Below are 9964 nucleotides of genomic sequence, written 5' to 3'. Positions count from 1 at the left end.
GCGATGTTCCGTAAGTGAGAGCATTTATCTCAGCCGAAACGAAGAGCTTCGTCAGGCACGCACCCAGTCACCAGTGAGTTGCCCTGTCCCTCGTGCGGAGCGCCAGTTGCTCCGTACGAACGGGTGCGCCCGACATGGTTGACGCGATCCCAAAGAAAACCGGAAGAGCGGACTTGGATCGCTTGACCTGGGCAAATATGATCCTGACGCCTTGCAGAGGGACTGGATGGAAATCGGTCGGGTCGAGCGCAAGCTCTCGGCGATCCTTGCGGCTGACCTCGCCGGGTACAGTCAACTGATGGGCGCTGACGAAGAAGGTGCCCTCGAGCGCTTGAACAGCCATCAACGTGACCACCTCGATCCCTGTATTGCCACGCATCGCGGCAAGATCGTCGGCGACATCATCGAACAGGACGGTCACGTCTTGGGCGCGGGGGTCAACATCGCCGCGCGTCTGGAGAGGATCGCCGAGCCTGGCAGGATCTGCTTTTCCGAACGCGTGCAGGAACATGCAGCGGGAAAGATCGGCCTGCGCTTCGAGGACTCGTGACAGTCCGGCGGAGTGCCCAGAATTTTGCCTGGTATCGTCGCGCCTCATCCATTCGGCCCAGCTGAGCATTTGCCGCGAACATAACAGCCTGAGGGCTGGCCGTTTGGCGACGCCCGCTTTTGGTGAATGGACTGAACCGGGGAACCGACTGTCATGAGGCGCGAAGCCGCCGTTCGCGTCGTGAAAGACATACCTCCACATCGGTGAGATTGTGGAATAGCGGTGACCAACCTGGACTAAGATCTAGGGTCAAAGGGGGCGCTCACGAGCCGCCTAATCGATAGACCGGGATGCCGAGCTTGCGGGCCTTGTCGGCGAGGTTCTCCTGAATGCCGGTGCCGGGAAAGATGATGACGCCGATCGGCATGACCGCCAACATCTGGTCGTTGCGCTTAAAGGGAGCGGCCTTGGCGTGTCTGCTCCAGTCGGGCTTGAAGGCGACCTGCGGCACCTTGCGATGATCGGCCCAGCGGGCGGCGATCTTTTCAGCGCCTTTGCGTGATCCGCCGTGCATCAGCACCATGTCGGGGTGCTTGGCGCGGATTTGGTCGAGCTTTGCCCAGATCATCTCGTGATCGGCGGTATCGCCGCCGGAGAAGGCGATCTTGGGGCCGGCCGGCAACATGACCTCGGTTTCCGCGCGCCGCCTGGCCGCGAGGAAGTCGCGGCTATCGATCATTGCGGCGGTGAGATGGTGGTGGTTTACCATCGACCCCGTGCGCGGTCGCCAGGCAGAACCGGTGTACTGATCGTAGTGTTCGGCGGCCTGGTCACGCATGAGCTCGAAGGCGCCCCGCCGTTCGATCATGGTCTGGCCCTGGGCGGTGAGTGTCTCGAGTTCAACCGCCTTGATCTCGCTGCCATCCTGTTCGCGCTGCAGACAGCGCTGGGCCTGCTCGTTGTCTTCCAGTTGCCGCTCGATCCGTTGTACAGCTCGGTGGAAGACATTGGTGAGGGACCAGAGCAAGTCATCGAGGTCGGGTTCGAGGCGCGTGTCAGCCAGGGTGACGATGAGGGCGTCAAAGATGTCGGCCACGGCTCCGGCCACTTGGTCGCCACCGGGGAGCGGTCGCGGATCGGGCTCGTCCGCAAATGGTCGCCAGCCATAGAGCTGGAGTTCGGTGAGGATGTGATCGGTCGCAGAAGCGGCGTGGTGCGGTTCAGTGTCGTCGTGCTCTCTCATGGGGATGCTCCCGTCGGTTTGACCGCGACCCTCGCGGCCTTCATGGCGACGAGAGCCCACGGGCGGGACGGTCCGACACCCGCAGCGATGCGGAGGGCCGGAGCGCAGCGGAGGATGGCGGCGGCCGACTATTTTGCCTCGCGATGGAAAGGCGTCGCGCCCGATCGCTGCCATTCGCGACCAGTCGCGCGCGCCGGAAAATAGTCGGCCGCCGCCATTGCCTGGCCGGCCAGTTCGTGGGCCGATCGCCCTCTCGAAGGCCGGGTCTCGGGTCTCTGCCGGCGGGTCACTCATCCATGCGCCGCACCGGCACCGTGCGCCGCGCGCTTCCCCTCCCGGCTCATGCCGCCTGTGTCAGATATCGGATGCGATCTTTGCGCATGAGCTGGTCTGCAATCGAGGCCCGGAAGGCCGCAAGTCCGAAGCGGCTGAGGTCTTCGTTGAAGTCTTGCATCGCTGGCGACAGCACGATTGCATCGATTCCGGCGTCCGTCGCGCGCTCGAGCAGGCTGTCGCGGGCACCGTCACCGGCCGGATCGTTGTCGCGGATGACATAGAGCCGGCGCAGGGTTGGCGGGAACAGGATGGCGGCTAGATGGGCTGCCGAGAGTGCCGCAGCCATCGCCATATCGGGCAAGGCGCATCTGAGCGACAGCGTCGTCTCAATGCCCTCGCCTGCCGCCATGACGCTGCCGGGTGCACCGAAGCGGACGGCGTGACCCAGAAGGTCACCCATTGCGCGACGCGGCGTGTCGACGAGCGCCTTCCCGGTGCCGTCCGGTGCGAGCCAGGTGCGGTGCGCGCCGGTCAAATGTCCATCAAGGTCGGTGACAGCAGCGATCATTGCCGGCAAGGTCTCGGTCGGTCCATGATCGCCGGGCCGGTAGTAGCAGCGCGGATGGAACCGCAGCGATCCGGTGCCGGACAAAGTCGCAATGCCACGTCCACGCAAATAGGTTTCCACGAGGGTGCCGATAATGGGCTTCGACATGGCGACCAGTCGGCGAGCCGCTTCCGGAGATCCAATGGGGACCTGCGTGATCGGCGCGGCCGGTCGGGGTGGCATGGCATCTGGCATAGCGAGAAACAGGCGCGCCTCATTGGCGACGTCCCGGAAGTTGACCAGTCCGAGGGATTCGCGGATGACGTCGAGCAGGTCGCCATGCTCGCCGGTAGCGGCGTCGGTCCATTTGCCTGGCGGTCCCTTCGGGGATGGCTGCAGACGCACGAACGTCGAGCGGCCCGGCGCATTGCGGACGTCGCCGACGCTCCAATAGTTGCCCTGGCGACGGCCATTGGAGAGGTAGTGGCGGCACACCGCCTCGGCATGTTCGGCGAGGCGGTGTGCGAGGTCGGATGCAGCGTGACGCGGAATCATGCAGCCTCCCGCTCACTGACCCGCTCGATTGGGAAGCGGTCGAGCACGCGCTCCAGCACGGCGAGCCCGTTGGCGTCGATCGGCACGAACATCCTGAGCTTCCACGAAATGATCTCGTGGAAGAGACCGTAGGCGGTGAGGCGCTCCCGCATCATGTCGGTGAAGCCCGACAGTTCGATGCGCCACGCGCCCATGACGCGGCTGCGGCGAAGCTGGAGACCCTCGGCGAGATCAAGGATCGTCCGCCCGTCGATCAGCGCCGCGAGCGCCTGCTCGGGCGATAGCGATGCGACGCCTGTCACCGTGGCGTTGGCGGCCCAGGCCGGCGTGACAAGGCGACCAACTATGCGCTCGCCCTCGTCGGTCTGAAGTCGAAAAACGCGGGTCGACTCGTTTGGCAGACGCTTCCAGATCGGCAACAACAGGCCCGTCACCATGTGCAGCACGGCATCGGCAAACTCGGGAGTCTCGGCGACCTCCGCATTCCATGCTGCAGCGAAAGCTTCACGGTGGGCCTCGACCCAGCGGGTTTCGCCCATAGCCTTGAGCGGCATGTTCTGGCCTTCCATTGGCCGGATCAGGCGGACCCGCGGCTCGATCTCGCCGTCGTCGAGCATGATGCTGGTGGTTGGGATCTGCACGGCGGCGCGGCCAGATTGCTCGTTGATCAGTAGGATGGCGCGCAAATCGCGAAGGTGATGGAGCGCCGCATCGAGCATGACGGGCCGATTGCGCTTGCGCTGGGTGATCGTCAGCAGCCGCGTTTCGGCGCCGGTGCGCGGATGGGCGTAGATGACCTGCCGGTCGGTGATGACGAAGCTCTCGGCCCGCAGGGTCTCCAGCCCGGTGTCATAGGTGCCCGAGGCGATGGCGCCACCGATCCGAGCGGCCAGAAGCTGCTCGAAGGCGCCGAACAGCACGCCCTGCACTTCGATGGTCAGCGCCAACAGGCGATTGAGGAAGGTGGTGATCGGCGGCAACTCGTCCTTGATGCCGTTGTTGTCCATCAGCTTGAGACCGGTCGCCGCCTCGAAACGCTGGAGTGTGCAACCCTCGACCTTGCCGCGTACGATCAGGAGATAGAGCTGCCGCAAGGCATCGCCGGCATAGTGGCTTTCAAGATTGTCCTCTGGCCGGAACAGCCCTTGGCCACCGGTCTGGCGCTGGCCGCGCGTGATTGCGCCCAACGTGTCGAGACGGCGGGCGATCGTCGAGAGGAAGCGCTTTTCCGCCTTCACATTGGTCGAGATCGGCCGGAACAGCGGCGGCTGCGCCTGATTGGTCCGATGCGTGCGGCCCAGGCCCTGGATGGCGGTGTCGGCCTTCCACCCGGCTTCGAGCAGATAATGCACACGCAGCCGCGTGTTCCGTGCCAAGAGTTCGGCATGGTAGGAACGACCCGTCCCGCCGGCGTCGGAAAACACCAGAACGCGCTTCTGATCGTCCATGAAGGACTGCGCCTCGGCCAGATTTGCCGACCCTGCTCGGTGCTCGACGACCAGGCGGTCGCGCTTGCGCACGATGCGGCGCGAGCGGCCAGTGACTTCGGCGACGAGGTCCGCGCCGAAATGTTGGACGATCTGGTCGAGCGCGCCGGGGACAGGCGTCAAGCTGGCGAGTTTCGCGATCAGCTCGTCGCGCCGGGCGACCGCCTCGCGGCTCTCGACCGGCTGGCCATCGCGGTAGACCGGGCGCGACGACAGATTGCCCTCCGAATCCGTGAAGGGCTCGTAGAGCTGCACCGGGAAGGAATGAGCGAGGTAGTCGAGGACGTATTCGCGCGGCGTGATGTCGACGCGAACATCGTTCCATTCCTCGGTCGGCAACTCGGCCAGCCGCCGCTCCATGAGCGCCTCACCCGTCGAGACGATCTGGACAACGGCCGCATGGCCCTCCTCCAGATCGCCGGTGATGGATTTGATCAGGGTCGGTGTCTTCATGCTGGTCAACAAATGGCCGAAGAAGCGCTGCTTGGCGCTTTCAAAGGCGCTGCGCGCGGTCGACTTGGCCTGGGCATTGAGCGTGCCGGTGCTGCCGGTGATGTTGGCCGCCTGCATCGCAGCATCGAGATTGTTGTGGATGACGCCGAAGGCCCCAGCGTACGCGTCATAGATGCGGACCTGTTCGGGCGTCAGCTCATGCTCGAGCAGTTCGTATTCGACACCGTTGAAAGAGAGCGAGCGGGCGGTATAGAGGCCAAGTGCCCTGAGGTCGCGTGCCAGTACTTCCATCGCCGCCACGCCGCCAGCCTCGATCGCCTCGACGAACTCGGCGCGGGTCGAGAATGGAAAATGCTCGCCGCCCCAGAGGCCGAGCCGCTGGGCATAGGCGAGATTGTGCACGGTGGTGGCGCCAGTCGCCGACACATAGACGATGCGGGCATTCGGCAGGGCGTGCTGTAGCCTCAGGCCGGCACGGCCTTGCTGGGAGGGAGCGGCGTCGCCGCGTTCGCTCTTGCCGCCACCGGCATTTTGCATGGCGTGCGCCTCGTCGAAGATGATGACCCCATCGAAATCCGGACCCAACCATTCGACGATCTGCTTGACCCGCGAAAGCCTCTCGCCGCGATCGTCGGACCGCAGCGTGGCATAGGTGGTGAACAGGATGCCGTCCGCCAGCGTGATCGGCCTGCCCTGCGGGAAGCGGGAGAGCGGGGTGACCAGCAAGCGCTCCATGCCGAGCGCGGACCAGTCGCGCTGCGCATCCTCGATGAGCTTGTCTGACTTGGAGATCCAGACGGCCTTGCGACGGCCCTGCATCCAATTGTCTAGGATTACGGCGGCGGACTCGCGGCCCTTGCCTACACCGGTACCGTCGCCGATCATGAAGCCTTGCCGGAAGCGCACGGCCCGCGCCGCGTCATCTGCCGCCGCGCTAATTACGTCAAAGGTATCGTCGAGCGTCCAGGCGCCGGCGAGATACTCGGCGTGAGCATCGCCCGCATAGATGACGGTCTCGAGCTGCGCGTCCGAGAGCAGGTCAAGGACGTTCTTCGGCAGGCGCGGCCGATAACTCGGCTTGGGCGGCGCGACCGAGGCCATGGCCGCCGATTGCACGAGTTGGGTGGGGTGCGGCTGCGCGCCGGGAATGCGGATCGCCTGAAGCGCGTAGTCCTCGTAGATGGCGTCGCTGATGTGGCCGCCCTCGGCGGCCTTCCAGTCGAGCACCTGATAGGCGAGCTCAACGGCATCGGGATCAGTGAGCGGTGGCCGCGGTGTTATTCTTGCCGTGGGACCAAGATAGCCGCGCACTGTGCGGGGTGCGGCCGACGACGATGTGGGAGTTGCACCTGCGGGTATGGTGACCGGCAGCCGTGCCGGCACATGCTCGCCGACCCATGCGATCAGCGTCGCGGCATCCGGGGCAACGCCCTGATCTGCCGGGAACACGTCCGGATCGTCCGCCGGCACCCGGTCGATGACGGTGAGGCGTGTCGGAAAGGTCGTGCCATGCTTGGCGTAGGCCGAGCCGTCGATGGCGGCGGAGAAGACGATGCGGCCACGTTCCTGCAGGCGAGTAAAGGCGGCGGTCCAGGCCGGGTGGTCGGGCGCGAAGTTCGCACCGGTAATCGTCACCAGCCGCCTGCCGGGCGCAAGGCGCGCCAGGGCCGAGGCGATGTGCCGCCAGGCCGCGTCGGCCATGCGGCCCTCGACGTTGGCCATGACCGAAAAGGGCGGGTTCATCAGCACCACGCTGGGCACGGCGCCGGGATAGAGATGGTCGTCGATCTGGGCGGCGTCGAAGCGGCTGGCGCAGACGGCCGGAAAGAGGCCGGAGAGAAGTGCCGCGCGGGTTTCGGCAAGCTCGTTGAGAATGAGCGAGGCGCCGGCTATCTCGGCCAGGATGGCGAGCAGCCCGGTGCCGGCGGAAGGCTCCAGCACACGGTCGGCCGGCGTGATGGCAGCGGCCGTTGCGGCGACCATGCCGAGCGGAATCGGCGTCGAGAACTGCTGGAAGGTCTGTGCTTCTTCGGATCGGCGGGTATGCGTCGGCATGAGCCGGGCGATCTTCGACAATGCTGACAGCCGGAGAGCCGGAGACGCGGCCTTGCGGAACAACGCCTTTCCGTACTTGCGCAGGAAAAGGACCGTCGCAGCCTCGCAGGCATCGTAGGCCTGCTTCCAGTCCCAGGCGCCGGCGGCGTCGGAGGCGCCGAATGCGGCTTCCATCGCCGCGCGCAACTTTGGCGCGTCGATGCTGTCGCCGCGCTCGAGATGGGGAAGCAGAAGGCCGGCGGCGGCGAAGATAGCGCCGGCTGCACCGGTTTGGGGGAGCGGGAGCGGCGCGGCTGCGGGAACTGCCACAGCGGGCGAGATCATGTACATGGTGTGAACCTCGGGAGAGCGGGGACAGGATCGAGCCGCGCGGCGCTCTCTCTGGACCGTGCGGATTCAAAACCATCCCGGCTCGCCTCTCCCTCTCTGGCCTCCACCGAAGCCAAAATGAAACAAGCGCCCCGCCATGAGGTGGAGCGCTTGCCGGTATCAACCGATCTCGATCATATTCCGCCGTCAGGCCCCGACTTCTGTAGGAAACCATTGGCGCTGTCGGGATCGGGCGGCAGGTAGGCATCATAGGGATTGCCGTCGGCAAGATGAGCGAACGGCGTGAACTCGTAGTGAAGAAGAAAGGGCCGAGCGACCCGCGCCACTCCGCCGACGGTGCTATCCGGCGGCGACCGCGTGTGCGGCAGTCTCATGGGTGGCCGAGCCGTCCTCGTCATCACCGGCCAGGAATTCGGGGAGGTCAGCTTCCTCGCCCACATTCGGCCGGGCGGCGTCATTGCCGCGAAGGCGGAGCGGTTCGGGTAGCCAGCCACTATCGGCCAGGAGGCGCTCGGCCTCTTTGGCCATGTCGGCCTTCTTGAGATGGTCGATAAGCTGGGCGGCCTGGTCGCCGGCGCCTTCGCGCACGGCTTCGAGAATGCGGGACTTGGTGACGCGACCGAGATAGTTATCCACCGTCGGCCGCCAGCCGGCATCTACCATGTCAAGCCCGGTGGCACGGGACAACCGATCGGCTTCACGCCGGCGCTGATCGAGTCCATGCTGGGAAACGCCGCTGCCGTAGGGATTGGGTCGTTCGAACAAGGCGTTGATCCCATAGCTGACGCAATGCGCCAGCAGCGTCTGCCGGCTTGCTTCATCGAGTCCGTCGAGCCACGCCCATAGGGCCTCGTCGTCATCCAGTGGAATGTCGCTCTTCCATGCCTCATGGCGCTCATGGACGGCCTTGGCCGCAGGGCTGTCCTTGAGACCGACGTCCTGCCACGGCAAGTGGACATGTCGGACGAAGGCCTCGACGCAGCCGATGGCGGAACGCTGACCGAAGGTGTCGAGGACGAGCCGGTGCAAGAGCGCCGTGATGGCCACATGCTGGTTCTCGGCCAGTGCGTTGCGCAGCGCCAACGTGCGATGGGCAGTAAGTTCGATGACCAGGCGCTCGGGTAGCGGCTTGATGGTGTCGCCGTCATCCTCCTCAGGCTCGGACGCCTGCGCGCCGATGGTGATAATCGCGCGGGCCGAAGGATTGTGTCTGCTGTCTTCGTTCTCGGTGGCGCAACCTGGCTCGGCCGAGTGGCCGTCGACCGCCTGCATCGCTTCGTCCTCGGGGCGCACATGGGCCCGATCGACGACGAGATCGCCATCACGATCGATGCTGATGAACACACCGGCGCGGGCGATCTCGGCCCCATCGTAGTGCATCGGCCGGCTCTCGAAGGCCTCAAGCGCGGTCTCGATTTGACCGAGGCGCTGATCGACATCGTCGGGGAGTTCGTCGGATTCGCCATACTCGGCTTCCAGCCGGTCGTACTCCGCCCGCAGGGCTTCGCGTTCCGCCCGCTCCGCGTCGGTCAGACCGACGGGGGTGCCAGCGATTGCCCGCAGACCGTGATTGTACCCGTAGGGCAGATCGGCATCGACCACGATCCACTTCCAGCCCTCCGCCGCGATCTCGTCGGCGATCGACTTCAGCCTATCGCCGACCAAGCGGTCGAGCAGAGCGGGGTCCTGCAGCCAGCCGCCATTGTCGGCCTCGAACAGGTCGCGCAGCACCACGCCGCCGGCAGCGACATACGCGTCGACACCGACGAACAGCGCCCGGCGATCGCTTGCCCGCACAGTGGTCTCCGTCAGCAGGCGCCGGATCTGCTGCGGCTCCTTCGACCAGGAGTTTTCGAGCGCCTCCCAGACCTGCTCCTGACGGGCGTGATCGTCGGTCACGGTGAACGCCATGAGCTGCTCGAGCTTCATGCCATCCTGCTCGTAAATCTCCTGCAGCTTGGCCGAAACCCTGGCCAGCCTGAGGCGCTGCTGCACGAATGTTGCGGAGACGAAGAAGCGTGCGGCAATCTCCTCATGGCTCGCGCCCTGGTCATGAAGTGTCTGGAAGGCGCGAAACATGTCGAGCGGATGTAAATCTTCGCGCTGAAAATTCTCGGCCAGCGAGTCCTCCTCGATCGGGACCGCGCTGTGGGCGTCGCTTATGACGCAGGGAACTGGCTCGGTCTTGCTTATGCGCTTCTGCTTGACCAGCAGTTCCAGCGCGCGATAGCGGCGCCCGCCAGCCGGCACCTCAAACATGCCGGTCTCGTTGCCCTCGCCGTCCAACACTGGCCGGACGTTGAGGCTCTGGAGCAGGCCGCGCCGGGCGATCGACGCGGCGAGGTCCTCTATGGTTTCCCCGCGCTTGATGCGCCGGACATTGGACTGGCTCAGCATCAGCTTGTTGAAGGGGATGTCACGTGAAGCGTTGAGGGTGATCTTCTGCTTGGGCGTAGCCATGTGGACTATCTCCGCGACGGGCGGCCGAAACTCTCTCGTCCTCCAAACCCGTCAAAAAAGACGGGCGC

General features: G+C 65.3%; 5 protein-coding genes and 1 pseudogene. 1 reads left to right on the top strand and 5 read right to left on the bottom strand.

Annotation, left to right across the window (positions count from 1 at the left end; translation table 11 throughout):
* Window positions 1-226: 226 nt before the first annotated feature.
* Window positions 227-550, top strand: coding sequence for a nucleotidyl cyclase domain-containing protein (locus NKJ18_RS17290; RefSeq protein WP_352713554.1), 324 nt, complete (start codon window positions 227-229; stop codon window positions 548-550).
* A gap of 262 nt (window positions 551-812) precedes the next feature.
* On the opposite strand, the gene NKJ18_RS17285 is transcribed toward NKJ18_RS17290, so the two are convergent.
* The 5 genes and pseudogenes from NKJ18_RS17285 to NKJ18_RS17265 all read right to left on the bottom strand — a co-directional run bounded on the left by NKJ18_RS17285 (window position 813) and on the right by NKJ18_RS17265 (window position 9896).
* The gene (locus NKJ18_RS17285) at window positions 813-1733 is read right to left on the bottom strand and encodes a DUF2493 domain-containing protein (RefSeq protein ID WP_023690439.1); all 921 of its coding nucleotides are present in this window, start codon (window positions 1731-1733) and stop codon (window positions 813-815) included.
* Window positions 1734-2073: 340 nt separating this feature from the next.
* Entirely contained in the window at window positions 2074-3111 is a 1038-nt protein-coding gene (locus NKJ18_RS17280) for a DUF7146 domain-containing protein (RefSeq protein WP_023690437.1), read from the bottom strand.
* Entirely contained in the window at window positions 3108-7436 is a 4329-nt protein-coding gene (locus NKJ18_RS17275; protein ID WP_352758960.1) for a strawberry notch-like NTP hydrolase domain-containing protein, read from the bottom strand. Before NKJ18_RS17275 ends, NKJ18_RS17280 begins: the two co-directional genes overlap by 4 nt.
* A 173-nt stretch (window positions 7437-7609) precedes the next feature.
* Window positions 7610-7729 (bottom strand): annotated as a pseudogene (locus NKJ18_RS33010) (DUF6117 family protein); the annotation flags it as partial.
* 46 nt (window positions 7730-7775) lie between these two features.
* Window positions 7776-9896 (bottom strand): ParB/RepB/Spo0J family partition protein, encoded by a 2121-nt coding sequence (locus NKJ18_RS17265; protein ID WP_023806499.1) that lies wholly within the window; start codon window positions 9894-9896, stop codon window positions 7776-7778.
* Window positions 9897-9964: the final 68 nt, after the last annotated feature.

This window comes from Mesorhizobium sp. M0217 (assembly GCF_040321955.1).
Lineage (GTDB): Bacteria > Pseudomonadota > Alphaproteobacteria > Rhizobiales > Rhizobiaceae > Mesorhizobium.
Note: the sequence above shows the minus strand (reverse complement) of the source record. Positions and strands in the feature narration are given on the sequence as shown.

What these genes read in the sequence shown, in the direction of transcription:
- NKJ18_RS17280 (WP_023690437.1), bottom strand. Translation starts at nt 3,111, where the DNA reads ATGATTCCGCGTCACGCTGCATCCGACCTCGCACACCGCCTCGCCGAA.
- NKJ18_RS17275 (WP_352758960.1), bottom strand. Translation starts at nt 7,436, where the DNA reads ATGTACATGATCTCGCCCGCTGTGGCAGTTCCCGCAGCCGCGCCGCTC.
- NKJ18_RS17290 (WP_352713554.1), top strand. Translation starts at nt 227, where the DNA reads ATGGAAATCGGTCGGGTCGAGCGCAAGCTCTCGGCGATCCTTGCGGCT.
- NKJ18_RS17285 (WP_023690439.1), bottom strand. Translation starts at nt 1,733, where the DNA reads ATGAGAGAGCACGACGACACTGAACCGCACCACGCCGCTTCTGCGACC.
- NKJ18_RS17265 (WP_023806499.1), bottom strand. Translation starts at nt 9,896, where the DNA reads ATGGCTACGCCCAAGCAGAAGATCACCCTCAACGCTTCACGTGACATC.